The 25,667-nt window shown below is 50.9% G+C and carries 28 protein-coding genes; 4 read left to right on the top strand and 24 right to left on the bottom strand.

Features of this window, described 5'->3' with window-relative positions; all coding sequences use genetic code 11:
* Positions 1-449: 449 nt before the first annotated feature.
* The 3 genes from ACTU3N_RS14545 to ACTU3N_RS14535 form a co-directional block, all read right to left on the bottom strand.
* Positions 450-1,685: a glycosyltransferase gene (locus tag ACTU3N_RS14545; RefSeq protein ID WP_443086855.1), complete on the bottom strand. Its 1,236-nt coding sequence runs from the start codon at positions 1,683-1,685 to the stop codon at positions 450-452.
* Positions 1,686-1,894: 209 nt separating this feature from the next.
* Positions 1,895-2,800 (bottom strand): hypothetical protein, encoded by a 906-nt coding sequence (locus ACTU3N_RS14540; RefSeq protein ID WP_443086854.1) that lies wholly within the window; start codon positions 2,798-2,800, stop codon positions 1,895-1,897.
* Positions 2,730-2,900, bottom strand: a complete 171-nt coding sequence (locus ACTU3N_RS14535; protein WP_443086853.1) for a hypothetical protein — start codon at positions 2,898-2,900, stop codon at positions 2,730-2,732. The genes ACTU3N_RS14540 and ACTU3N_RS14535 overlap by 71 nt, the downstream gene beginning before the upstream one ends.
* Positions 2,901-2,991: 91 nt before the next feature.
* Between ACTU3N_RS14535 and ACTU3N_RS14530 the strand changes: the two genes are divergently transcribed.
* Positions 2,992-3,612, top strand: coding sequence for a TetR/AcrR family transcriptional regulator (locus tag ACTU3N_RS14530; protein ID WP_443086852.1), 621 nt, complete (start codon positions 2,992-2,994; stop codon positions 3,610-3,612).
* 86 nt (positions 3,613-3,698) lie between these two features.
* On the opposite strand, the gene ACTU3N_RS14525 is transcribed toward ACTU3N_RS14530, so the two are convergent.
* The 13 genes from ACTU3N_RS14525 to ACTU3N_RS14465 form a co-directional block, all read right to left on the bottom strand.
* Positions 3,699-4,346 (bottom strand): DsbA family protein, encoded by a 648-nt coding sequence (locus ACTU3N_RS14525; protein ID WP_443086851.1) that lies wholly within the window; start codon positions 4,344-4,346, stop codon positions 3,699-3,701.
* A gap of 53 nt (positions 4,347-4,399) precedes the next feature.
* A complete protein-coding gene (locus tag ACTU3N_RS14520) occupies positions 4,400-5,209 on the bottom strand; it encodes a hypothetical protein (protein ID WP_443086850.1) in 810 nt (269 codons plus the stop codon).
* 61 nt (positions 5,210-5,270) lie between these two features.
* Positions 5,271-5,849, bottom strand: a complete 579-nt coding sequence (locus tag ACTU3N_RS14515) for a hypothetical protein (RefSeq protein WP_443086849.1) — start codon at positions 5,847-5,849, stop codon at positions 5,271-5,273.
* Between the two features lie 4 nt (positions 5,850-5,853).
* Positions 5,854-6,546: a fimbrial chaperone gene (locus tag ACTU3N_RS14510; RefSeq protein ID WP_443086848.1), complete on the bottom strand. Its 693-nt coding sequence runs from the start codon at positions 6,544-6,546 to the stop codon at positions 5,854-5,856.
* Positions 6,539-8,971, bottom strand: a complete 2,433-nt coding sequence (gene pefC, locus ACTU3N_RS14505) for a PefC/AfrB family outer membrane usher protein (protein ID WP_443086847.1) — start codon at positions 8,969-8,971, stop codon at positions 6,539-6,541. The genes ACTU3N_RS14510 and pefC overlap by 8 nt, the downstream gene beginning before the upstream one ends.
* 119 nt (positions 8,972-9,090) lie before the next feature.
* Complete coding sequence (locus ACTU3N_RS14500; protein WP_443086846.1) at positions 9,091-9,636, bottom strand: fimbrial protein; 546 nt, start codon at positions 9,634-9,636, stop codon at positions 9,091-9,093.
* A 708-nt stretch (positions 9,637-10,344) separates the two neighbouring features.
* Positions 10,345-10,566: a FaeA/PapI family transcriptional regulator gene (locus tag ACTU3N_RS14495; protein ID WP_443086845.1), complete on the bottom strand. Its 222-nt coding sequence runs from the start codon at positions 10,564-10,566 to the stop codon at positions 10,345-10,347.
* A gap of 132 nt (positions 10,567-10,698) precedes the next feature.
* Complete coding sequence (locus tag ACTU3N_RS14490; protein ID WP_443086844.1) at positions 10,699-11,556, bottom strand: helix-turn-helix domain-containing protein; 858 nt, start codon at positions 11,554-11,556, stop codon at positions 10,699-10,701.
* 187 nt (positions 11,557-11,743) lie between these two features.
* On the bottom strand, positions 11,744-12,022 hold the full coding sequence (locus ACTU3N_RS14485; RefSeq protein WP_443086843.1) for a hypothetical protein: 279 nt from the start codon (positions 12,020-12,022) through the stop codon (positions 11,744-11,746).
* Positions 12,023-12,104: 82 nt separating this feature from the next.
* Positions 12,105-12,395, bottom strand: a complete 291-nt coding sequence (locus ACTU3N_RS14480; protein ID WP_443086842.1) for a hypothetical protein — start codon at positions 12,393-12,395, stop codon at positions 12,105-12,107.
* Between the two features lie 472 nt (positions 12,396-12,867).
* Positions 12,868-14,418 carry an MFS transporter gene (locus ACTU3N_RS14475; RefSeq protein WP_443086841.1) on the bottom strand — a complete coding sequence of 517 codons (1,551 nt, stop codon included), beginning with the start codon at positions 14,416-14,418 and terminating at the stop codon, positions 12,868-12,870.
* Positions 14,419-14,811: 393 nt separating this feature from the next.
* Positions 14,812-14,997, bottom strand: coding sequence for a hypothetical protein (locus ACTU3N_RS14470; protein WP_443086840.1), 186 nt, complete (start codon positions 14,995-14,997; stop codon positions 14,812-14,814).
* Positions 14,998-15,315: 318 nt separating this feature from the next.
* Positions 15,316-16,401 carry a pectinesterase family protein gene (locus tag ACTU3N_RS14465; protein ID WP_443086839.1) on the bottom strand — a complete coding sequence of 362 codons (1,086 nt, stop codon included), beginning with the start codon at positions 16,399-16,401 and terminating at the stop codon, positions 15,316-15,318.
* Positions 16,402-17,392: 991 nt separating this feature from the next.
* Here ACTU3N_RS14465 and ACTU3N_RS14460 point away from each other — a divergent pair.
* A complete protein-coding gene (locus tag ACTU3N_RS14460) occupies positions 17,393-17,599 on the top strand; it encodes a hypothetical protein (protein WP_443086838.1) in 207 nt (68 codons plus the stop codon).
* Between the two features lie 308 nt (positions 17,600-17,907).
* On the opposite strand, the gene ACTU3N_RS14455 is transcribed toward ACTU3N_RS14460, so the two are convergent.
* A complete protein-coding gene (locus ACTU3N_RS14455) occupies positions 17,908-18,393 on the bottom strand; it encodes a hypothetical protein (protein ID WP_443086837.1) in 486 nt (161 codons plus the stop codon).
* Positions 18,394-18,765: 372 nt separating this feature from the next.
* On the opposite strand from ACTU3N_RS14455, the gene ACTU3N_RS14450 reads away from it, so the two are divergent.
* Together ACTU3N_RS14450 and yghU are read left to right on the top strand one after the other, a co-directional pair.
* Positions 18,766-19,308: a DsbA family protein gene (locus ACTU3N_RS14450; protein WP_443086836.1), complete on the top strand. Its 543-nt coding sequence runs from the start codon at positions 18,766-18,768 to the stop codon at positions 19,306-19,308.
* Between the two features lie 77 nt (positions 19,309-19,385).
* Positions 19,386-20,249: a glutathione-dependent disulfide-bond oxidoreductase gene (yghU, locus tag ACTU3N_RS14445; protein ID WP_443086835.1), complete on the top strand. Its 864-nt coding sequence runs from the start codon at positions 19,386-19,388 to the stop codon at positions 20,247-20,249.
* Between the two features lie 29 nt (positions 20,250-20,278).
* Here the strand turns inward: yghU and hybG are convergent, their stop codons facing one another.
* Genes hybG through hybA form a run of 7 tightly spaced genes read right to left on the bottom strand, consistent with a single transcriptional unit; the run spans position 20,279 to position 25,666 of the window.
* A complete protein-coding gene (gene hybG / locus ACTU3N_RS14440; protein ID WP_443086834.1) occupies positions 20,279-20,539 on the bottom strand; it encodes a hydrogenase maturation factor HybG in 261 nt (86 codons plus the stop codon).
* A 5-nt stretch (positions 20,540-20,544) separates the two neighbouring features.
* Positions 20,545-20,883 carry a hydrogenase maturation nickel metallochaperone HypA gene (gene hypA, locus ACTU3N_RS14435; RefSeq protein ID WP_443086833.1) on the bottom strand — a complete coding sequence of 113 codons (339 nt, stop codon included), beginning with the start codon at positions 20,881-20,883 and terminating at the stop codon, positions 20,545-20,547.
* Complete coding sequence (gene hybE, locus ACTU3N_RS14430; protein WP_443086832.1) at positions 20,876-21,352, bottom strand: hydrogenase-2 assembly chaperone; 477 nt, start codon at positions 21,350-21,352, stop codon at positions 20,876-20,878. The genes hypA and hybE overlap by 8 nt, the downstream gene beginning before the upstream one ends.
* Positions 21,342-21,839, bottom strand: coding sequence for a HyaD/HybD family hydrogenase maturation endopeptidase (locus tag ACTU3N_RS14425; protein WP_443086831.1), 498 nt, complete (start codon positions 21,837-21,839; stop codon positions 21,342-21,344). The genes hybE and ACTU3N_RS14425 overlap by 11 nt, the downstream gene beginning before the upstream one ends.
* Positions 21,839-23,542, bottom strand: a complete 1,704-nt coding sequence (hybC, locus tag ACTU3N_RS14420) for a hydrogenase 2 large subunit (protein ID WP_443086830.1) — start codon at positions 23,540-23,542, stop codon at positions 21,839-21,841. The genes ACTU3N_RS14425 and hybC overlap by 1 nt, the downstream gene beginning before the upstream one ends.
* Entirely contained in the window at positions 23,539-24,708 is a 1,170-nt protein-coding gene (gene hybB, locus ACTU3N_RS14415; protein ID WP_443086829.1) for a Ni/Fe-hydrogenase cytochrome b subunit, read from the bottom strand. Before hybB ends, hybC begins: the two co-directional genes overlap by 4 nt.
* Entirely contained in the window at positions 24,698-25,666 is a 969-nt protein-coding gene (hybA, locus tag ACTU3N_RS14410; protein ID WP_443086828.1) for a hydrogenase 2 operon protein HybA, read from the bottom strand. Before hybA ends, hybB begins: the two co-directional genes overlap by 11 nt.
* Position 25,667: the final 1 nt, after the last annotated feature.

The following is a 25,667-nucleotide window of genomic DNA, read 5'->3' as shown; positions in this document are numbered from 1 at the left end:
TACCAAATCCCGCCGCGCGCACGTGCTGGCGGGGGGGTAATAGTCGTTTTTGCTGTATCTATTACTGGGCCTCGCGGGGGAATGGGCGGTGGTCGGGCAGTCATTACGTGAAGGTAATATATGAAAAATAATGAGTTACTGGATTAATTAAGAATAATGATGTTACTAAAATTACCCCAACAGGATTCCCGGTCATTCGTGCTGCCGTGCCAGCATCGTTTTTTGTTAGTGCATCCTGCAATATCCCCTGGACGAGGTTCAAATCGGCAACCGGCGTGATTAGACGCAGGTTTATCTTCCTGTTGCCACAGACGGCTCAGTTCTGACGGTGAAATTCCGAAAGGGGATTGAAGGGCATTACATCATTCAAAGACAACTATTTATTGATGTTAGCCTTGCCAGTTTTTATAAATACTGACAAGGCTTTAAAGGAGAGTGTATCAGGAGGATTAAATTGTTGCTGCCGGTTTTCCTTTAACAGATTTAAGAGAAGCCCAGTCTCCGTCATCATTAAAACCTTTTCTGAAGTTGGCAAATAAAATATCATTTACTTTCTTTTCAGCCAGGTCTGGGCTGTTTTTTTTCCCGTTGTTCCTGGTACTGACATCGGCATCAAAGGAAATCCCTGCTTTTTTATGCAGTCTCATACTATAAAACAAATCCGGGCCGGTCAGCTCCATTGTTTGAAACTGTCTTTCTTTCTCAACGCTTCTTTTTTTGACCCATAATGTCATGTCTGGTTCATTATTGTTATCACTGGGATCGGCATGTTCCAGGGATAACATTTCATACGCCATTTGCGCCAGAATATCTTTGGACAAATTAGAACCAGGAAGAGAGATCAGCAGAGCATTTGGAAAGCTTCTTTTATCTTTTGAGTTGCCTATCAAATAACCGTTAGGGATATTATTTTGCTCAAGCTCATGCAGTGAATGACATACGACATCGACGTCCATATAGCAGCCGCCTTTCAAAAACATCAAAGCAGCACGGGTTATATCACTTGCCGCAGCAAAGTTTTGATATGCGCCATTTATTTCTCTGTAAAACATCGTAGAGAGATACTCACCATCACGCACCTCTGCCAGCCCTTCAGTGTTATCTAACTTTTTACTCAGGTCAGTATATAATTCTTTGGTGTCATTGACAGAAAGTGACGGGCCAAATTTTTGGGCCAGAAATCTGTGTGAAGCATTATTTTCACTATTCGCCATCTTGTCCAGGGTTGAAAAAATCAACGAAGGTTTAGTCGTCCAAATATTTACATTAAAATCCGGCGCTAATTTTGCGTTTAAGAGAATATTTGCCATGGCGTCTTCAGGAATATTTTTCCCTTCCCAGGCGAAATGTATTTCTTTAGGTATCCCATTTTTAAATACAGCTATTTCTTTTGGTGCCGTTTTTTGGATACTGCCCGCCCCTTTCGAAGATGGTTGCTTTACATCACCACGATTAACCTCTTTCCTCATGGCATTTTGCGCGAGAGGTGTGGATAATATGTTTGATGGTTGTAATGAACTGAATTTTCTTTTTTGAGAGAGTAAATTCGCCTGATCATTTTTAATGCTGGCAATTTTATTTATCCCGCTTGCGGATTTTTTATTGCTATGAGAAGAAGCGCTATTTTTCCCTTCAAGTTTACTAATTAAATCGCGTACGCCGTTTGAACCAGAAATTTTAGTCATAATAATTTACCATAAAAAATATTGATTCAATTATCAAATATCAACATAGAAATTAATATAAAAAAACGCCACTTAAATTCACGCAGTGAATAATTAACATTCAAAAAACATTCTGCCGCTGTGGCACGCACATAATCTCAACGACCCAAAACGCGAGCTTGCCCTGCGTAACACCGGCGAACGCAGGGCAAGCTCGTCGGTGGTTCGTCTTATAAAAGCGGCAGCTCCATTATCTGCCCTCCCTCGTGCGCCAAATGCGCCAGATAGCGCGATGCATCAAGTATTTGCCAGGGAAAATAGAGGCCAGGCGCGACCGGCGGCTTTCCATCCAGCCCTATCAGTCGCTCAAGGAGCAGGGCTATCCCCATGCCTGTCAGCGGAGCCGCTCCGCCAGGATGCACTACCGCATGCCGTGTGCGAAGCGCCTGCCCCGACAGGTCCAATCCATTCATTTCAATGATGATTTCGGTTGAAAATGCTTCACCTTTGCGACGGCTTGAACTGATTCCATTACCGAGGTTGAACTCAACACTGTGCGCGCCCGTTGACGTTGCCAGCCCGACGACGTCAATTGATGAAAAGCCCGTGGCATCAATTTCGGTGCCATCAATCGCTGAAAACACGGCCTTTGCATCATTGTCTTCTCGCCACTGCCAGGTACCCGATTTGCGCGTCAGCGCGGCAGGCATAAAGTGATTCAGATAGTCGAAATCCGCAGCGACGGTAGGGCCACCGCCATCTTCTTCATCGACCAGAACACCAATACGAATTTCATGCACCCTGGCGAATCTGCGAGCCAGATCGAGTGCAGGTACCGTTGTGGCGCCGACCAGCCATTCGTAGCCCAGCACCACCGCCGCGGCACCCGGTGCGTTCATCACGCTCGCCACTTCCGGCGCGATTTCAAACACGCCGGAAGAGATGCTCAGATACGGCACGCTTCGTGATTGCGCAAAGCGGAGTGTTGCCAGTGAGTGATCTTTGTAAAGGACGACCACAGCACTCACTTTGCGTGCACCAAGCCCCAAATCGGTGAGATCCAGGTCAATGACGACACCCTGCGCATCGCCAGCTTCCGCCGCTGCCTTGCGCGCGGGCCAGGTTACGACCGCCAATCATCAGAGGAATATCCGGATAAATAGCGCGTAGCGCCCGTGCGGCCTGGTGACCAATTGCACCTGAGCCGCCCAAAAGTAGAACAGGATCAACTGTCATAAGTGTGTTTCCTTGTTTACGTGTTAGGCTACCATTTGTAGGTGTATGAACACCCGCCAGCGATAAGTTACTATTAGTAGGTTTAGATGAGATGATGGAAAAAAACAACTCTCCAGTTTCTGGCGCTCCTGCACGGAGGTTATCGAAGGCGAAGCGGCGAAAGCAGCTTCTCAGCACTGCGCTGCAAATTGTGCGTCAGGAAAATGCGGATCGCCTGACGCTTGGATACCTTGCCGAGCGCGCTGGCGTCTCCAAACCGGTGGTCTACGATCATTTTGCGACGCGCTCAGCTCTGTTGATTGAGCTATATAAATGGATTGATACCGAGCGGGTGAAAGCATTCACAGATGCAATGGCAGCTCAGCCCGCGGATCCACAGGAAACCATACGGATGCTGGCGAGCGCTTACATTCTTTGTGCATCGGATATCACCGACGAGTTTCACGCCGTGGGTGCCGCGATGGCGGGCAGCGAAGAGAAATCGGCGGTTTTTCAGGAACTGCTGGATAACTGCGTCGATATGTTCGTGTCAGTCCTGAAACCCTGTGTAAGCATGCCGCCGCGCGCGTTGCTACAGTGCTGTATCGGCCTGGTTGGCGCGGGCGAAGCGCTTTCCGTAGCGCTCACCCGCGGGCGGCTGGATCAGAACGAAGCTGTGGACGCTTTCGCTTCGCTGATCGCAGGCGCGGTACAGGTAGACATCAGAGGTTAAGCGCTAAAACACGGCCCGCGTAAAGGCGCAATGGATTTGCCCAGCTTTGCGGCGGGCCATAAGCTCGCCGTGTTTTTCGCCGACGTTTACGCTCCTTTCTTCAGCAGGGCGTCCACCGCAGCCACAAACTCTTCACGAAACTGCGCCACCGATTCACCGCGAAAGCCGCGATTGTCCACCCGGTAGCGCCCATTCACGAACACCGCCGGAGTGCCTGTTACGCCAAACTCACGAAATAGCCGGTGCTGCTCTTCGGTCTTCGCTCTGACGGCTTCACTGGCCAGCAACCGGTCATATTCCGCGCCATCTACGCCAGCGCGCCCGAATACGGCACGGATATCCTCTCGCGTCTTCAGCGAGCGGGAAACCTGAACGGCTTCAAACAGTAATGGCTCCACTTTTGCCTCGATGCCAAGCACCTGCGCCACCGACCAGGCTTGCGTCAGCTCTGCGCCGAGCGGCCCAAGAAAGGCGACATGGTATTTGATCATTCGTTTACCGGCAGGCAGAACCTTGCGGATACCTTGCTCGATGCCGTATTGGTTTGCAAAGGCATAACAGGGCGGGCAGTAAAAGGAGAAAAACTCCACCACTGCTGGCTCCCCGGCCACCTTAACAGGTGTTTCAAGAAGGTGATATTTCCCCGCGAGCGTATCGTTTTTACTTCCGGCACAGGCCAACGACGGAACCAGGATCAGGCCCATACAGAGCGCCAGAAAATGGCGACGGTGCATCTCTTTTCCCTCAATTTTCACGATCAATTATTTAGGTGGCGCAGCCTGATGATTCAGAGTACAGAGACTTCCACGTTGATATGGCCCTCGCGAACACCCACGGGGATATTTTGCGCGACCAGCTCCAGCACGCTACCGTTCGCCATCCACTTGGGCTGAGCGAAATCCACGACGGCATTGCCAGCCTGAACATTGACCCAGGGTTGTATGGACGCCGATGGCACCACCTTCACCCACACGCCATTTGCGTTCGATGTGGCGTTTACTTTCAGCAATTCAGCGCGTTCGGATTTTTTTAATACGATCGAATCCGGGTACGACAGTTCGGCGCGGACTTCGCTCGCCGCTTTGCGGTTCAGCACATAGGTCGCCGTGCACTGGTTATCATTGTCGTCGCAATACGTTGGCGTTTGCCCATGCTCCGCCAGTGCGATGCTGACCGAAACGGGCTTCACCGCACTGTTCTGGCCTCCTCTTAGCGCGGCCGTAATGGATTGCGTATCCGGTCGCAACATAGCCTCGCCGATGCATTGCATCGTCGTGCGGGAGCGAACCGGCCCCCAGATATACTGCGTTGTGCTGCTGTTTACAGTTTGCGTGATTGCCTCTCCTGAATTGCTCCAGCAATTATACGACTGCCCAATAGGCACGCGTCCTGCCTCCGTGTTGGCCCATAACCAGAGCGTTCCGTAGGCTTTTTCAGCATCAACATTAAGTTGGGGTTCGACGCTGGATACCACCACCACGGTGGCTTTGTATTGATGCCCTAACAGCGTTACTGTCCCGCTGATCCCCGCGCCTGGTTTGAGCAGGAGCGTCGCCAGCAGAGCACTTTTGAGCGATAACGCGAGTGCATGTTTCATTGCATTTCTCAGTTTCATCATATTTGCTCTGACCTGCACAATGCCGACAATCTGCCCGGCATCACACATAGGTAACGTTAAACACCACCGTAGCCGAGACTTTACCGCCAGGGCTGCTGTCCGGCACACGGGTAACAGGCGTCAGAGTGCACACATTAGTGTTCAGTCCCTGCCCCTTGCAAAATGCGCTGTTCCCGTCCATGGGTACGCGCTGCCCGCCCGTTTCCAGCCATAGCTCCGGTGCGTTTTCATTCGTCTTACCGTTCAGCTGCATCCTTATACGGTTGTCCGTCACCACGTTCCCTCGCGCCGACGCTGTCAGCGCCGTACTCATCTCCCCGGCGCCCTCCACATCTTTACACCCTATCGTGGCCTTAAAAGGCATATGAGCACGGGAGTCTCCCGGCAGCAGCGAGCCAAGTTTATAGGTCCCGCCATTGCTGCCAAGCCCTGCGCCACTGAAGGTGACATCGCAAGTGGGCTGAATATTTACCAGGGTCACCGGGACGGTTATCGTAGCGTTACTCCGCGAACTCTGATGGACAGAGGCTGCATCGGCGGACATCGCGATGAATACAATAGCCAATAGCGTCAGGGCAACCATGCCTCGCTTCATCCGGCAATATCGAAATTTCGCCATGCGCTCACCCTTGCAGTTCGTAATTTTCCACACCGCCCCAGTCATTGATCGCATCGACGCTGAATTTGCCCGCCGGGATGTTACTCAGCGTCACTTCGCTCATCGGCGCAAAAATAGCGAGATTCTTATCCTCAGCGCTGCTCAGTTTCACCTCACTGCCATTCACCCGCACCTTCGCAATCGCAAAGTAATAAGGCGTTGGATTCTTCAGGACGGTGGTACCGCCACGGCGCTCCAGCTGGATCTTTTTCTCTGCGCTTTTACGATCTGCGATCAGGCTTTTCGGGCGATAAAACACTTTCACGCGCGTGTTCACCGCCACCAGTAGGGCATTTTCGTCGGTCTTCAGCTTCGGTGGGATCTCCTGAACATTCAGCCAGAATAGGGACTCCCGGTCAGACGGCAGCGTGCCATCGTCTGTTTTCATAATGCGCACGATCTGCTTTTGCTTCGGCGCAACTTTAAAGAACGGCGGTGTCGGCACCATATACACCCCGCCTTCGCTCTGGCTGATGTTGTCCACCCAGACCTGGCCGCCATAGGCGTCGTCCGCGTTATTGGTCACCTCAAACGGCACATTCTTTCTACCCTCTTCGTAGATAAAACGTGTTCCGCTGACCGTAAAGGCAGCCAGCGCCTGGCCGCTCAGAGTTAAGGAAAGAAGGGAGGTTAAGCACCACTTCGCAACTTTATTCACAATGTACCTCTTGTACCTTTTCAACGCCGGGTTTAATGCCTGCCATGGGAATGCGGCATTCGCGCCCTTCGCCCAGGCTGACTTTTACTTCTTTGGGTTCACTCAACAAACTCATCGACAGCACGCCGTTACGGGAGATGAATCCAGCATCCAGCCCCTGCTCCGTGCGGGCATCGCCGCCGCTGAGCAAGCGTCCCATGCGGTCTTTCACCAGCAGGAAATAACGCTTCACATAGTTCGCGCCAAACTCGCGATACACCACCGCTTTTTCTGTCGGCACCACGCTGTAGGAGGTCACATCCAGGTCAAGATCATCCGGAACATTCTCCATATCAACATCGATACGGTTCTGGCTGTAATCTGATAGCCCCACCACGGTGTAGCCTTTGCTGTTGGTGGCCGGGGAACCGTTGAACCGCATGCCCGCCACATTCGGGACGCGCACCACGCCCATGGTGTCGCTCTGATCGCGGGTCAACAGCAGCCCGCTCTGCGCCGTGGCCACGACCGTTCCGGAGATGTTGCCGGTAAGGCTGGTGCTGTCTCGGCTCTGCGATACGCTCATGCCTGTCTGCACGGCGTCAAAGCCATAGTTCACACTCGCCGACGCGCTGCGGCTTCCTTTATCCGATGCACCAGCGCTGACGCTGTAGTTCAGGCGGTCTGAGGGCATCCCGGTCGCTGAGGCCTGGAACTGCGTGCCGGATATGGAGCTGTGGCTCACCGAGCTGTTGCTGTAATGGCGGATGCCGCCCAGGGTGAAGGGCACGCTCATGCTCAGTGAGACCGTGTAATCTTTTTTCTCCTGGTACGGGTATTTGTTGTACCCGGCATTTAGCGAAAAATAGACATCATCGAACAGGGTTATACCGCTTCCCAACGCGGCGCCAACGGCATGCCCTGGCTGCTGCCAGTAATCTTCGCGCCACGCCGACAGACTAAGGTTGCTGTACTTCGTCAAACGATGCGTAAGCTGCATCTCATAACGCGACTTCTGGTTGTAACGGTAATGTCCGTAACGATCCGTCGGATCAAATTGCGCAAACTCCACATATCCCTTGCTCTGATAGCGCAAGGCTATCAGGCTCAGGTTAGTGGTATCGGCAAAGCTTCTGGCGTATTTGGCGCTGATGCTGTGCCCGCGTTTGATGCCGTGGTGGTCGTATTTCGCCTGCGCAAGCGAGCCGCCCACGGAGATAGCGCCCAATTCCCCCAGCTGCTGCGTGACGCTCACGCCGCCAGCACGGTATTTGTTATGCAGGATTGTTGCAGTGCTGAGTGTGGTGGAACCAAAGCCGTATGCCAGGCTGGCGGACGAGAACACGCCCCGATCACCGTCTGAAAACGGTTTCTCGATATCACTCTGTGACGATTTGCGGCCCACCGAGATGTCATACTGCAACTCGCCGGGTCGCAGCTGCGTCGGCAGCGTGGTGACCGGATAACGCGTCACGGTTCTACGCCCGCTGTCATCCTCTATTGTCACCTCCAGGTCACCGTTGCCCACCGGGCGGAGATCATCGAGTTCATACGGCCCTGGCGGCACCATGCGTGAATACAGCGTGTAACCGTTCTGGGTGACCGTGATGCGTGAGGTGGACGCCGCCACACCGCTTATCAGCGGTGCATAACCACGTGTCTCCCAGGGCGTCATATCTCTGTTTGAGCGCAGCGTGGCACCGTAAAAGCCAAAATCAGAAAACAGGTCGTTACGGGTCCAGGACTTACCGAAACGCAGGTCGCTACGCAGCGCGCTCAGCGCGGTAGAGAGCGTGGCATCCCGCACAGCGAAATCCGTTTTGCCATCGCTATTACGTGAACCACTCATGCTGCTGTCAAATACCCAGCGCCCCATGTTCACATTGAGCAACGCGCTACCGTAAGCGCTGGTTTGCTGACCGCTTTGATGGCCGACGTTACCGTCATATTTCAGGCGCAAGGCATCCACACCGTAATCCCACTGGCTGGGATCGGTTTGACTAATAACGAGCGACTGCGGAATGCTGAATATCAGGCTCTGGTTACCATAATGAAAATCCACGCGGGTGTATGGGTTGCGGGCCAGTTCATAACAGTCAGCCTGCGCATTGTATTCCTGCGAATAGCTTTCAAGACGAATCGGTACACCTGCACGTTTGAGCCACTCTGGCGACAGACATAACATTCCTGCCTTCTCTTCTTGTGAAGAGATGTTCAGCCGTGTCTTGCCAACATTTTCATTATTGACAACCACATCGACGTAGTACTCACCGGCGGGATACATCATGCCTTTTTTGAGCACCGAGGGCACAACCGCCGTTCCCTGCAGGAAGGCCGTCTCCAGCTCAGTGTCTCCATCCGCCACTGACTCTGACGCAGCGCCGAGAGTGGCATGGAGCAACCCCAGGCTGAGCGCTGATAATCTGAATATCTGTGGACAGGACAAAACCATCCCCTTTCGCATAAGCAAAATCAATAAAAGAGGGTTTATAAAAGCGGGTAACAAAGGGGAGAACTCCCCCCCTTTGTTACCGGTTTCAGGGTTATCCGACTAACAGAGCAGGATTATTTGTAACTAAAGTTAAATTTAGCTGCGGTTTTGAAGTCGCCTGCCTGAATACCGGACACTAACTGAGCTTTGTATTTCAGGCCTTCGCCACCTTTTTTCAGCAGGCTGGGAGCGAACTCATGCTGCGTGCCGCTGGCGGTAACAATGTCGCTAGCGCCCGTTTTGGTATTCACTGCTTTAATCTCAACGACAGCATCAGTTGCGGAGCCGGAAATCCCCTGCAGACCTTGAGTGCTAAACTTGTCGCCGCTCCAGGTCAGAACAGCCGTTCCGTTATCATCCATCGCGTTGCAAACATCGCGGTTGGTTGCGGTCGGATTCGGTTTAAAGGCGAAATTCACAACCTTACCACGTGCGTTCGGCTGAACGTTACCCAGCTTGATGACGGACGGATTCAGGGTGATAGCACCATCAACAACCGGGACAATGCTGCAGGTGACTTTGGTTACAGAACCGACGAACTCAATTTCCTTCTCAGCAGCCTGAGCCAGACCGGAGACCAGACCCAGTGCAACAACAGATGCAATGATACTTTTTTTCATAAAAAAGATTTCCCATATCAATTAAATGAACGCATTAATCACACCCAACTCAAGGACATATATTGCTCCCCAGCGGGTGAAATGAACTCTAGTCGATCTTTTTCTCTAAAAAAACTCCATAAAGGGATATAAAACTCCAAAACAGGCATTCTCAACGATATATATCAACAATCACCTCGCGATCTGCGATATTTGAAATCGCGACTTTACCTGGCGCTGGAACAAATTATCGCGACATAGCAAGACCACAAAAAAATCTATTTATTTAATTTTTTACTTTTATTCGGTTAAAAATAAATCATCATTAACAAATTTCTCACAACAGAAATAAAATTTCGAGCATGATTAAAACAGAGGGTAATAAAGAGATAGGCTGAAGGTATGCAGACGAAAGAGGGAAATAACGCAATAGCGAAACCACATTCAGTGAGTTATTTATAAATCACGTCAGTAACAAATAAAGTGAAAGGAAGATAACTTGCAGATACCAAAACAGAAAAATGTCACTATAAAAAAAGTAACTTTATAAATTAAATGATATGCATAGAATGCAACGCATGAAGATATATAACAAAAAATACAAATACGGCTACATTACGCGCAACATAAGGAGATGACAGAATACGCAGTCCGTAGCCGTTTTCGTATCAATACTTGCAGGTATTATAAGAGCGGTGAATCTTAATACATAAATAACTCACCAGAAATTTAATCAGCAGAATGACTTATTAGCTGCCATAATGTAGACCTTCCTCTACCCTGGGTTACTCTTTCAACAACCCCCGCCTTATTAAGATGAATCAGGTACTGCCGAGCCTGATATATCGTCAGCTCAACGGCATCTGCCACATCACGAGTTTTGATCTGGAGCATATTTACGCCTTTTTGCTTAAGTAAATACTGAATTATCTTAATGTAATTCTCTTTCATAGGTCTTCCCAGAAATAAAATCGCAGTACGGTATGACTAAATAATAGCGCATAATTTTAAGATAGCATGCCAGCACTGTATTGGCATATTGGGACATAGTAAATAGATACCCTATGAGAGATGCCCCAAAATTCAGAGAAGGTGGGGCCTGGGGTTCAGTGACACGACGGGAATGTAAAGCGTGCAGGCAACCTTTCCCTTCGCATAAACAAAAACCAACACCTTCGAGCCTTCCCGCCTGACCGCATTGCTACCGGAAAGCATATTAAGGTAGATGTGATGCGTCTTACCCACATGTGTTTCGCGGGTAGTTTCAAATGTGAACTTCAGGTATTCCCCGCTGCTATACGAAAACACTCTGCCGGTTTTCTTGCCGGGCTGGCCCAGACCACAGTTCACCTGGTAATGGTATTCAAAATCTTCGACAGGGGTAATGCTCACCACCATCCACAGTTCGCATTCGCGGTGCGCCTGGGCACTAAATATACGTTCCAGATAAGTCTGAAAAGAAGCGTTTTCCGGCATAGAACCCACGGTGCTGTAGAAGATCAGTTCCTCGCCCACGATCGTTCCCCCGGGCAACATCACCTTTTCGGGTGGCGGAATATCGTACGTTTTGCGTATCCGGCCAACCAGAGGGAAAAGTACCCAATCGGGTTGGTAGCGGTACTGCCTGGGTGTAAAACCGGTGGCTTTTTTAAACTCACGGTTAAAAGATTGCTGCGAGTCAAAACCCAGGCTGAGCGCAATATCGTGAAAACTGCGCCGGGAAAACTTGAGCAGCAATGCCGCGCGGTTGAGCCTTCTGCGGCGAATATACCCCCCCAGGCTGATGCCTGTTTCGGCGAAAAACAGGCGCTGCAAATGTCTGCGACTGTAGCCGGAGAAAGCCTCGATGGTTTCAATATCCATGCGACGACCGCTCTCCACCTCCTTATCAATAAACTCAAGGATTTTGTCGGTCGTCATTTTCTGTATCTGGTTCGCCATCCCTGCTCCCCTTGTACTGCGCTCCATCCATTGGCCGCAGTATTGAACTATCTGCTGTGATATCCCGGCGCCTTTACGTCAAAGCACTGCTATAAGCCAGGTTGAGACCGCAACCCCCTCTGTAAAGTATAGGCACCGGGAACATAAAGTAGCGAAAAGTCGATAATTAATACAAAAAGCAGCAAAGTTATGGTGCAAAAATATCGTTAAGATTTTTTTCAGCATCAGCAACAAGCTGTTGCGTTAGTTTTTGATATTCATTTAACAGCGTTTTGATTTCTCCTGTTAAAGTGGCTTCCTGAGGTGTATCTGAATCAGAAAAAATATCTCCGTCATCACTCATATCAACACCTATAATCGAGGCAATATTTGCACTATTCTGCTCAGCCATGCCCCGGATAGTCTCCTCACTAACGTCATGGATTTTTTTCAGTTCAATTTGCACTATATTGTCAAGAGAATCCATGTTAACCTCACCTTCATTGTCAGTCATTAATTATGATATAATGAAAAATCGGCGCCTTACTATTTTCTGTTGAAAATAGATTTTAATTCACTAACGTTGACAACTGATATTTTGAATTTAATGTCCAAAGCGTCACAGCATTCTCTAATTCATCCAGAGCTTGCCGGAACTGCGCGATTTCCTCAGCCTTAGCAGGAGCAATGACGGCAAGCTGATCTAACTTCTCTCGCGCTTGTGCAAGGAAGAGTGCGGTTTCTGTCTCTATTTTTTCGTAGTTTTCGTAAGCATGCTCGACATTCGGTAATATCCGTTCAACCTCTTTTTGCCTCGCAGCATTTATCGCATCAGTTAGTGGATTAGATAGTAAGGACATATCTATTATTCCAATTGTTTAATTAAATAATATTTGCCACGCCTTTTTAATTAAAAAGCATTATTTCGCCCAGATAGAGAGCGGTTACCGGAACGTATATAACTCGCAGAATAATTTTATACGTTTTTCAGTATAATTTTGGCAGACGAAGAGGATTTTGCAGAGTGACGATTCTGAAAAAGAAAAATAGATGTTAATTCATCGCGCTGGCAATCTCCACAGCTACGATGCCGTTACGAATAGCAACATAATATAACAATGCGGTGATCTAAATTAATTAAAATAAATTTAGATCACGCACATAATGAATAAAGCTGATTAATATTACTTCTTCACCGGCCGGGGTTTTTTATCACCTGATTCCGGCGCTTCGCGTGGATCGTCTTTTTCTATTCGCATCACATATTCTCCTTTGGTTGAACATAGAGTACGACTATAGATCAGGATGTTAAAAACCAACCAGGCGGCAGGCTTACCCTGCCTGCGATGAGGGGACGGCCTGCGCGGTTTCATTGACTACCGGTTGCTGCCAGAGCGCATCATAGGAATAACCGGTCAAATCCTCCACAATATGCCGCGCCTGGGGTGTTGCGTCCTGCTTACTTCCCTCGGCTTTGAGGCGCTCAACTTCTTCGACGAAAATTTTATGGGTGCGTTTATTGAGCCTGAAAGTGAGCGCCTGCCAGAGTGCAATCAGCAGCAGCCCGCCCGTGCCAACGAACAACAACAAAACGATCGTGGTGATGGCTTCCTGCGGCTGTAGCTGGCTGCCTTTAACAAACCCACCGCTTTGCAACAACAGGCCAACGGCGAAAGTCGCTATCGCGATGGTTGTTTTACGCGAAAATGTCATCACCGCCGCAAACAACCCCTCCCGACGCTGGCGTGTTATCATTTCATCAATATCCGGAATAAACGGGAAAACATTCCACGGCGTAAATTCCAGTACGCAGCGCCCCACCTGATAAATACCGGCAAGGATAACTAACAACACAACATTGTGCTGCGTCGGAAACTGGTAAACCAGAAAGAAGCCCACGAGACAAAGTAGCATCAGACAATACGCAAAGGCATAAAGTCGGGAAGGACCATATTTAATAATGGCAACACCCGCTATCAGTGTGACCGGCAGCCCGACAATACTCATTGAGAGCAACGTGCCCGCAAGCGAAGAAGAGACGTGCAGGCAGTAGACGCAAAAGAAGACGAACACCGTGTTATAAATATCTTTTGCCGTGAAAGAGAAAAGATAAATTGCCAGATGTTTACGAAAAGCGCGAACTTTCAGCGTGGATGCATACTCTCTGAATAAGTCGGCACCCGTTGCCAGCTTCTTCATAACCGGCGTCGCCTGGCGCGCTTTTTCCATACTGGCCAGCATATCTGGCGTAAGTTCACGCTCCCAGGTCACTTTCCAGGAGATAAATACGCAGATCATAAACAGCACAGCAAACACAATACCGTTAATTAAGTAAGCATCTGCGTTATTTTCCCCCAGCCACCCAATCAGCACGCCGGGAATAAAGGTTGCCAGAAATGTGCCGCAGGCAGAAAGGAACATCCGGCACGTTGAAAGTTTCGTGCGGCCATTAAAGTCTTTGGTCATTTCAGAAGGCAACGTTTCCCACGGGATTAATACCATTGCCGCAATAATCTCAAAGGCCAGATAGACGCTAAGATAAAAGCCATAACTCATGCCATCCAGCCACAACAAGATATACACCAGCATTAGCGGTGCGCCAATCAGCAGGAAAAAACGACGTCGGCCAAATTTTTTACCGAAATAGTTTTTATAAAAATGATCGGTGAAGCTGCCCATAAACAGGCTAACAATGGCATCGACAATACGCGCGATAGCCACAATTGAAGCCGCTTCAATAGGCGATAATCCAACAAAAGTCGTATAAAAGAAGAGTAACCAGGCACCAATAACGGTAAACGCCCCGCCCCCCATTATATCCGTCATACCATAGCCAATACTCACGGGTATGGTGATTTTCTTCTTTTTATTTATCAGAGACATATTCACTCCGTAATCGTTTTTAACGCTGTACCTTTCCAACAAATGCAGAAAGGCGATCGCTTTAACGGCTTCACGGTATCTCTCTAAAACAATAAAAGTCTACTACCATACAAGATTAAATTAACGAATTGTGAGCACTGGCGGAAAATGAAGAAACTCGCCCAGGTAAAATCTTAAAAAAAGAAATTTGAGAAGATGTTCAAAAAATTGATGACGTTGAAAAGATACCAGAAAACTATGGCGCTCATCAGCAGGTAAAAAGGGGATTCACAGTTAGAAAAAACCTTTGCACCACGATGGTGACAAAAAATCCGCCGGAGACAATCAGGCGGATTTTATTTTAGCGCGCACAGTTCATTCCAGTAGCTGTAACGCATTACCAGATGGTAGCGATTATTTTTCATCATAGATCCAGACTGCAGGATGATAATCCAGCCCATAAAGCAGCCCAAGCGGGATCATCATCGCCACGTGGCGGCCAGAATCATATTCATGGACTTCTACCGCCAGAGAGCCGTTTGGGATCAATCGCTCAAACCACTTTTGCAGTACGGTTTTCATCAGTGCGTTCTCCGACATAGATTGACCTTGTCAGTTAAACGCAAAACCGGCACAGGCCAAACCAAGATTTTTTGCACTGGATTGCCGAAAAATGCATATACCGCTACGGATTATGTACGCCATCAGCAGGCAATATAATTATGCTGCTGACGGTGGGCGTGGCAAACGAAAGACAGCGATGGCAACTGTAATATTTGCGCCGCGTTATCGTCTATTTCCCCAAGGGAAAAGATTATGATTGGCTTCATTACTGCGTAATAATTTAATGGCGGATTCTGATGCGGTCAGTAATATTCCTGCGTTACTAAGCGCCCCTCGCCTGGGCGCTATGGTCGTTTACTCCAGTACACCTTGTTCCCACCCGGCGAGGATTGTCGCCGGTTTGTACTGCTCCGCCTGGGCTGCAATTAATTGATACTGTTTGCCGCCCTGATCTGCGCCTTTTCCACGGTTGCCGAATTCATAAAAACGGCTGTCTTCGGGATAAAACCAGATCTTTTCTCCCGCTTTGTCTTTGCCGGACATTTTGTCCCAGCCGTAGATATGATCGTCTATCTCGCAGTTGATAAAAGCAGCCAGACCTATTGCGTTCGGATCGGCATAGCGTCCATCGCTAAACTGAGTTGTCGGATGCCAGGGCCGCCCGAGCGCAAAGCTTTTCGCCGGAACCCCCGGCTCTTTACTGAGTCTGCTGTTGATAATAAACAGGCCGAATTTTTCAGACGCAGGCGTAGCGGGGGCGGTGATATAGCCATAGGGCGGCGCGATATCGCTACGGTTGCGGGCAATTATCTCGCAGCGGTCAAACACCGCGATACCGGGGCCAAAGATAAAATCCACATGGCCGCTCACCGTGCAGTCGGTGAAATAGCTACGGCTACCGCTTTTGCTGTAAAAGGTGTCCTGGTAGCCTTCGAGCCGCACATGGCGGAAGCGGGCTTTGTCTACATTTTCCGCAACCATCAGCGCAACGGCCTGCGTATCTTTGAGTTTTTGCGGATCGCTGTCGCTTAGCGCCGCGTTCGCCGGGAAATCAAAGCTGTTACGGATGGTCAGATTTTCGAGTGTCACGCCAGAAGCACGGATTTCCACGGTGCTGGTACGTCCGGTACCGAGCTTTTTGCCGCTTTCATCCAGCGCCCCGGCCGGGGTATTGGCCTCAATGTGTGTTTTTTCTTGCGATGCGCCGATTATCGTTACCGGTTTTTCTATCACTAAACGCTCATTCCAGCGCCCCTCCTTGATCAAAATACGCCACGGTACGCCGCTGGCGGGCGCAGCGTCCAGCGCCTGGCGAATGGTTGCATACTCTCCCGCCTGCGGCGCGGAAGAGACTGTGGCGTTCCATGTTTCAGCCTGTGCCGAAAAAGGCTGTGAGCCAATACAGGCCAGCAGTAGCACAGAGTAATGCAGAGGTTTCATCAGACTCTCCTTAGTGTTTTAGGCAAGAAGCCAGGGTACGGTCAAACGTTCAGCCTGCAACATGCCAGGCGAACCACGCCCGCTCCATTGCTGAGGGCCGATAAATACGAATTCTGTGGAAATTCCAGAGACTAACCGATCGGTAAAAGGGGGAGTTTTGTGTACGCGGAGTAACCATAAAGCCATACATTGCACACCCGGGAGATCATTGCGCAGGCATTTAGCTTGCGGGGAATAGCGCCCATCACCCTCAGTTTGAGGGATAATATATGTGCCAGGCCTGTCGCTTACTCCGATGGCAGCCGCCAGCTGCGGAACATCGCCAGTCACTATCCTGTGTCGCATGGTTGCGACAGCCGCACGGCCAGGTAAGCAGTGCAGCAACAGGCCAAATCCCAGAGGGTATTGCATAGTTTCTCCCGGAACAGGTTTTCCCGGTCTTCGCAGCCGGGCTCAGGGTGAGCTTCTGTTCCTGGATGTAGAGCAAATCATGCACCGGAGAGATTCCGTAAAAGGCAACGCTTTAATTTATTGTCTTTTTTCAAAACAGAATGCAGTTTCACATATTACAAACTTACGTTTTGAGACCATGTTCAAAAATCCAACAAAAGTAGCAGGCAGCTCTGGCGCTGCGCTACATACATCGCGCTTTACTCACTTTCTCGCCCGGCAACGCGGGTAAACATAAGCTGGCGCTTTGAGAGGATGAGAATAAAAATTATTATCGGTTTGCGCTATTGCAAATTCATATCAGGAAATACGGAAATATAAATTATTATCTCTGACTAATATTACCGGTTAACATTATCTTAAGATTTACTTGAGGCGCTAAAAAATATTTCATCTATTATTAATGTGGATGTTCAGGCTATCGCTATGTGCTGTTCAGGAGATAAAAATACCATTACATTCAATGTGATTATACCCTGTATCACGCTACCAACAGCAAAGGTAAGACAACAGAACCATGCAAAATAAAAAGATAGACACAATGGCCAAAGTTGCGATGCGCAACAGGGGCTTATCAGTAAAAGAGAAGCGAGTCCGCTTTCAGGGAAAAATAGTGACCTTTAAATATGAGTCAGGTCAATACGTGGTCTTTTGTGAAGATGAAAAAATCGATTCCTTCAACACAGAAAATATTAACCAGGCAATAGCTGACTATAAAGAAAAATATAACAAAATCAATAAACGTTAAACTTTAAACTTTATAATTTCTTTATCAGCTCCAGACAAATCCCTGCCAAATAATATCAGAGCACGATGCATAATATATTCGTTAGCGTGCTGGTAAAACCTCTCTTCTGAATGAAACTGTGTAAACAAGCCCGCTATGAGATATAAAAGCACGCCGTGGTACCCGTCATGATGGCGCTCTGCCGCCTGTAAACCAGGCGGCAGAAGCATAGCGCAGACCAATAACGCTATCATACTGTGGTAAAGAACAGGTAACAAAACCGCTGTTGATGCAAAAATACCTGCCAGTGTAATTTTTTAAAGTAAATATTAATCCATGTCTGTAGGTTGCGATTCGCCTGGCATATTACGTTGAACGTCTTGCGGCGTCTTTTTACTTTCCAGACGCTGCTGAGCGGGCTGGCTATTCTCCTTTGCCAGTTGCGCCAGTTCTAAATCTTGCTGGGTGACTTTTTTCCCGGAAAATGCATCCACCATCTCTGTTCTTCCGTCAGGATATTTCACCAGCGTCACCAGATGCCCGCCATATTGTGGAATGCCGGACATCGCCAGTGAATAATCAATCTCTTGATTTTCCACCTTTTTTACTTCCTGAACCTGCTGTGCAGTATCAATATCCTTTATTTCTTTATGATTATCGACCCGCCCGGAAAGCGTAACTTTGGTGCTGTCATCCTGGTGTGACGTATTCCTGGCGTCACTGTCGGAGGCTGTCGTCAAACCGGTTTTATACGTGGTATTTTCTTTGGTATCAGTAAGGTGTGTGCTTGCCTGTATCGCCTGAATCTCATGCATTATTATCTCCGCCTTTATTACCCTGATGATTCGCCAATGACTCCTCCGAACTGAGTCAAAAAAAAGCCTCTCACAACGATTATCGACTCCGCGCTGAAACATATTAATAACAATAATAGTTTAGCTGTTTATTTTTCAGACGAAATACAACTAAGTAATCTTCGCTAAAAATCATTAAAATTTTACTTTAAATAGCTTTGAATATAATAAATCTGCTTTAAGTTCACGGGTCGCCATAATAATCAGTAAACACTCACTACTAATGGCTTTTTGGCGAACCGTTTCTTATATATATAGCGCAAAGTGCGCTCCCTTCACTTGCGACATCCTGTTACTCTCTGAGAAATAACACGCAGACGACCAGGAGTGAAAATGAGCCAACACGCCTTAAGTTGGGGGCACGGGCCTCGCATCTTTGAAATATTTATAGAACCGACCTGTCCTTTCTCGGTGCGGGCGTTTAACAAGCTGGATGCCTTGCTCAAGGAAACAGGCGAGGACAACGTCACAGTGAAAATCCGCCTGCAATCCCAGCCCTGGCATCTGTTTTCCGGGGTGATTGTGCGCTGCATTCTTGCCGCATCCACCCTGCCCGACGGCAAAGTTGCCGCACGTAACGTGCTACAGGCGGTCGCGGATCATCGTGAAGAGTTCGAATTTACCGATCATTGCAGCGGCCCGAATATGGATGCCACGCCGCAACAAATTATTGCGCGCATTGAGCAGTACAGCGGAGTGAAACTGGCGGAAGCCTTCGCTCAGCCGGCGCTGCAAACAGAGATCAAATGGCACAGCAAATATGCCCGTCAGAACGGTATTCATGTGACGCCAACCTTTATGGTTAACGGGCTGGTGCAACCCGATCTCGGCAGCGGCGATGACGTTGGCACCTGGGCGCAGCGCATCCTAGCCTGAGCCAGGTTTTACGACAGAGCACCTGCTACACTGCTTTGCAGTTGCTCCTCACTACTTCAACGAAAAGGCAGGCAATTATGTCAAACGATTATCAGCCCCCCAAAGTCTGGGCGTGGGATAAAACCGGCGGCGGCGCATTCGCCAACATTAATCGCCCGGTTTCTGGCCCCACACATGAGAAAGCCTTACCGGTAGGTAAGCACCCACTTCAGCTTTATTCGCTCGGGACGCCGAACGGCCAGAAAGTTACCATCATGCTTGAAGAGCTGCTGGAGAAAGGGGTGAAAGAGGCGGAATACGACGCATGGCTGATTAACATCGGCGAAGGCGATCAGTTTTCCAGCGGGTTTGTTGAGGTTAACCCTAACTCAAAAATCCCGGCGCTGCGCGACCACTCCACCACGCCGCCAACCCGCGTGTTCGAGTCCGGGAATATTCTTCTTTATCTGGCAGAGAAATTCGGCCACTTTCTGGCGAAAGATCCGGCCAAACGTACCGAAACGCTGAACTGGCTGTTCTGGTTACAAGGCTCGGCCCCGTTTCTCGGCGGCGGTTTCGGCCATTTCTATAACTACGCGCCGGTGAAAATTGAGTACGCCATCAACCGTTTTACGATGGAAGCGAAACGCCAGCTCGATGTTCTGGATAAACAGCTGGCGCAGCACCGGTTTGTAGCCGGTGATGAGTACACCATCGCCGATATGGCGGTCTGGCCGTGGTACGGTAACGTCGTGCTGGGCAACGTTTATAATGCCGCAGAGTTCCTGGATGCAGGCAGCTACACCAATGTGCAGCGCTGGGCGAAGGATATTTTCGCACGCCCGGCGGTGCAGCGTGGGCGGATAGTGAACCGCACGTTCGGGGAGCCGCACGAGCAGCTGCATGAGCGCCACGATGCCAGCGACTTTGATACCAATACGCAAGATAAACGCAACGCATAACCCGCAGCGGGCGGTTTTCGCCCGCTCTTTTATGCCCGCGCGTCGGGCGCAAACGCCTCCAGCTGCATCCGCTGTAATGCCTCAAGCGTCGCCAGCGCTTCAGCTTTATCAATCACGCTCATAGCAAACCCCACATGCACCAGCACCCACTGCCCCAGCAACGCCTGCGGTTCGCCTTCACAGACCAGCGCGATATTAACCTCGCGCCGTACGCCGCACACATCCACCTGCGCAAGCTGATGCAAATCCTCCCCTACCGCCACGATTTGCCCTGGCACGCCTATACACATGCTGATTACTCCACTTCGATACTTTTTATCTGCACGCCATCGCTGCGCTCGATATGCAGGGTCGGAAGATGGCACTGCGGGCACTCGTCGTACCGGGTCGCCACCACCTGAGCGCTGCAATTCCAGCACCAGGCCTGTGCAGGTATATGAATAATATGTAACTGGCACCCCTGCGCCAGCGTTTCCCGGCAGGCCATGTCAAAACTAAAACGCAGCGCGCTTTCTTCAACACAGGCAAGCGCGCCCACTTCCAGCCATACGCCGGTTACGCGTTGCGCGCCGCTGCGCCGGGCCTGCTGCGTGATTATCTCCACCGCATTCAGGCACAGAGAAAGCTCATGCATGCTGTTCACCCCGGCGGCCAAACAATAGCCCACGGCGGCTCATCGCATCGCTAACCGGCAACGATTGCACCATCTTCAGGCAATCTTGCGCCAGCTGCCTGCCCTGCTCCGGGCTAAGCTCGCGTGGCAGCGGCGAGAGCAGGGAACAGCTCAGATACTGCCCAAGCGCAGGCAGCTCTCCCACCAGAAACGTCATCTCGCCATAGGGCAGCTTCAGCCCCAGCCTTTCACTGATGTTACGCTGCGCCCAGCACTGCTGCGGGCCGGGGAAGATAACCAGGCTCAGCATCCACGGCGTGAGCACGCAGCCTAGCCACTGGTCTTCAAACAGGGTAAATGGCGTGACATAAACCGGCATATTGGGGTGCACAAATGGCAGGCCATGCATTTCACCCTGCGCGATATCGCAAAACGCGGCCTGCACCTCGCCATGCGGTGAAGTGAGGAACCCTTGCTGCTCATTTTGCATGTTGCGCCTCCCGTGGCGTAAGCATCACGCCGGACTCCGCCAGCGCCTCAAGCACCGCCTGCAAAGCGCGGTCCAGGCTTGCGGCGACCGTGGGTGTCAAGGCGATGTGCGGCTCCAGCGAGGCCGGGATCACGCCGATAAGCGTGAGCTTTTGCGGAAACTCTCCGGTAAAACGCAGCGCCGACAGCACATCAGATAAGCCCAGTTGATGCGGAGAGATTTTATTGCAAAACAGCGTCGGCACCGCGTCGTCACGCAGGACTACAACCGCGCCCGGCGCGTCTTTGCGCGTAACGACAGCATCAGCAATAATCAGGTGCTCACGGTTCGCCATCGCCTCCATCAGCTCCATCCCGGCGGTGCCGCCGTCCACCACCTCAACATTTTCCGGCAAGTGGTAACGCTGCTCCAGCGCCTCCGCCACGCGTACGCCAATTGCCTCGTCGGAGAGCAAAATATTGCCCACTCCCAGTACTAAAATCGACATCACAGCACCTTCACTGACACCACATCCTGGCCTTCGGCATCCACCACATGCACCGCACAAGACATGCACGGGTCGAATGAATGGACGGTACGCACCACTTCCAGCGGTTTTTGCGGATCTGCAACTGGCGTGCCGACCAGCGATTGCTCATACGGCCCCGGCTCATCATTAAAGTTGCGCGGCCCGGCGTTCCAGGTGGATGGCACCACCGCCTGGTAATTGGCAATCTTGCCATCTTTAATCACCACCCAGTGCGACAACATGCCACGCGGCGCTTCAAGGAAACCAACGCCTTTAAGCTCGCCGCTTTGTGGAATGACAGGTTTGATAAAGGTCTGCACATCACCTTTGCCAATATTATCGAGCAGCGCCTGGTACTGATTATCCAGCACTTCATGCAGTTCACAAGCGTGCACCGTGCGCCCAATGATGCGCCCAAGCGTTGAGTGCAGTTGCGCAAGCTCGATGGTTTTGCCGGTAAGTTTAGTGTAAATGCCGCGAATATCGTCGAGTTTGCGCCATGTGGTGGGATTTTTGGCCGCCAGTTTGCAAAACATATTGGCCAGCGGCCCCATTTCCACCGTTTTGCCGTAGAAGGTGGGCGATTTAACCCATGAATATTTCCCCTCCTCCTGCCAGCCGGTGTACTCAGGTTGCGTGCTGCCCTGCCAGGGTTCCAGCGGCGCATCCTCTTTATACCAGGCGTGTTTATTGCTCTCCTGAATGCCTTTGATAAGCCAGGGATCGTTATAGCTGTTCACCTCGCGCCAACTGCTGAGATCGCCACCTTCAATATACCCGCCAGGGAAGAGGAAGCTGCCGTTCTCGCCATCGGTAGGGAACTCTGGCGTGCTGAGATAGTTCGTTGCGCCCTTGCCGAGATTTAGCCACTCCGGGTAATACGCCGCAATCACGGCGGTATCCACTTTGTAGACCTGCTCGATAAAACCATGCAGCTTGTCGATAAATGATTTGAGATACATCAGGCGTTCGAGGTTGAGTACTTCGATGCCGTCAAGATTGATGGGGTTGGCAACGCCGCCCACCGCCATGTTCTGAATATGCGGCGACTTGCCGCCAAGCAGCGCCACGATACGGTTGGCATCGCGCTGGCACTCCAGCGCTTGCAGATAGTGCGCGACCGCTATCAGGTTGACCTCCGGCGGCAATTTCATCGCCGGGTGTTCCCAGTAACCGTTGGCGAAAATCCCCATCTGCCCGCTCGCCACCAGCGCTTTGATCTTATCCTGGACTTCCTTAAATGCCCCTTCGCTGTTCAGCGGCCAGTCGGAGATACCGTTAAGTAAGGCTGCGGCTTTGGCCGGGTCAGCCTTTAGCGCGGAAGTGATATCGACCCAGTCGAGGGCGGATAACTGATAAAAATGAACAATATGATCGTGCAGGGTATGCGCGGCAAGAATGATATTACGGATGTACTGGGCATTCATCGGCACCTTAATATCCAGCGCATTTTCCACCGCTCGCACGGAAGCGATGGCATGAATAGTCGTGCACACCCCGCAGATACGCTGGAGAATAATCCACGCATCGCGCGGATCGCTGCTCTTGACTATCTCTTCCATGCCGCGCCACATGGTGCCGGATGACCAGGCTTTGGTCACCACGCCATTTTCGATTTCACAATCAATACGTAAATGCCCCTCGATACGGGTTACCGGATCGATAGTAATGCGTTGACTCATGCTTCACTCGCCTCGTGTCGTTGTTGTTTTAAGGGCGGAATAATCGGCAACAGGCGTATGAGTAAGATGTACGCACAAACCTCAATTGCCACAAATCCGAGAGAAATCAATAACTCTTCCGCCGTCGGGAAGTAGCGGTAGCCGTTGCCTGGGTCAAAGGCCAGCAACGAGTAGGAGAGGCGCCACAGCGCGCAGCCAAACAGCATGCTTAATGCGCCGATAAATAAACAGCGCGAATCATTACGCAGGCGTGGCGCACGCAGTACCAGCAGCGGGAACACCAAAAGCGCGATCTCCAGCCAGAACATCAGGCTATAAAAGTCCCCGGCAAACAGGTAGCGCCACTTATCGCGCCAGGCGATTTCGCCAAAGCGCAGCAGGATAAACAGCGCCAGCAGGATGCTTAGCGTGCCGGTCAATTTACTGAATAAATGCTTCTCATCCGGCCCTTTTCCGCGCAGGCTCGCCTGCAACAGCGAACCTTCAAAAATCACCACCGACAGGCCCATTATAAAAGCGGTCAGCAGTGAGAAGAGCGGCAACATTTCATAGCTTTGCCACAGCGGATGCACCTTATAACCGGCGGCAATCATCAGTGAACCCATTGACGACTGGTGCATGGTCGGCAACAGCGCGCCGAGCGCAATGATAAAAAACATCACTTTATTCAGACGCCGCAGCGACACTTTCCAGCCGAGGCGCTCCAGCAATGCAGGCGCAAACTCCAGCGCCATCACCCCAATGTAAATCGTCATACAGACGGCAGTTTCAAACAGCACCGAGTTCACGTTGAAATGGCCAGGAATGTAGAAGTAAGGCAGGTTCCAGTAACGACCAACATCGATGGTTATCGACAAGCCACCCAGCGAGTAACCAAAGAGACTGGTCAGCAGTGCCGGGCGCACCAGCGAGTGGTACTCGCCGCGGTTAAAAGCATACACCAGCCATGCCAGCGCCCAGCCTCCGCAGGCCAAACCGGTGCCGATCAATAAATCAAAAGCGATCCAGATCCCCCAGGGATAACCACCGTTGAGATCCGAGACGGATCCGATGCCGAAGATCAGGCGCTTGACGATAAAGATCCCGCACAGCAGGACAAACGGGGCGAACAGCATCACCGGTTTGTTCAGCAATTTGCCGCCCATCGGTTTCGGATCATGACTCATCGTCATCTCCTTTTTTTGTGTGGCGATGTACCAGCACCGTCAGCCCTGCCAGCACCGCAAGGGGCAGCACCATGCCTTTATAAATGGTGTGCTGGACGTGCTCTGAGCGTGCGCCGGTAGACAACTCATCAAGCTTCGGTAAGCCAAGGTTTTGGTAAGGAATGCCCGTCAGAACCAGCACCTGCGTGCCGCCGCCCTCTTTTTCCCCGTAAAGATGCGGGTAGTAATGGGCGACCGGGTGCAGATAGGTGTCGTGGGTTTCCAGCGTCTGGCGGGTGTAGGGGTATTCCGTTCCGGGCTGCTGCGCGAGGCGTTTTTTCGCCTCGACAAGCAACGCATCACGGGTGCCAAAAATCACCGCGCCGGTAGGGCACACCTCCACGCAGCCTGGTAATTCGCCTTTATCGATGCGCCCGACACCGTGTTGATTACATAACTCGCATTTATGAATCTGACCAAACGGGTTGTCATAATCATACTTCGGCACATTGTACGGGCAGCCCACCATGCAATAGCGACAGCCGGTACAGACGTCCGGGTTATAGTGAACAATGCCGGTCTTCGCGTCTTTGGTCAGCGCCTGCACCGGGCAAACGGAGACGCAGTTCGGATCGACACAGTGCATACACTGGCGTTTGATATAGGCGTAGCCATTATCCAGCTGATCTTTGTGCTGCCCGTTGCCGCTGTGCCAGACCTGAATAATGTTGTTGGTATAAGGGGAGAGTTTGTCGTTATTGGACCAGGTTTGCGGCCCTTGCGGGTTGCGCACCGGGGTGTTGATATCCTGGCAGCGCGTGACGCACGCCTGGCAGCCAACGCAGAGCGTGGAGTCATACAGCATCCCTACAGCACCAGGAACAGGCGGGCGGTTTTGTGCCCCCGCCCTCACAGGCACCGGGCTGCCAGCCAGCAGCGCACCGGCGGTGGCAACTTTGAGAAAATCACGTCTGTTCACG

It is taken from the genome of Vagococcus sp. WN89Y (genome assembly GCF_052220145.1).
Lineage (GTDB): Bacteria > Pseudomonadota > Gammaproteobacteria > Enterobacterales > Enterobacteriaceae > Kosakonia.
Note: the sequence above shows the minus strand (reverse complement) of the source record. Positions and strands in the feature narration are given on the sequence as shown.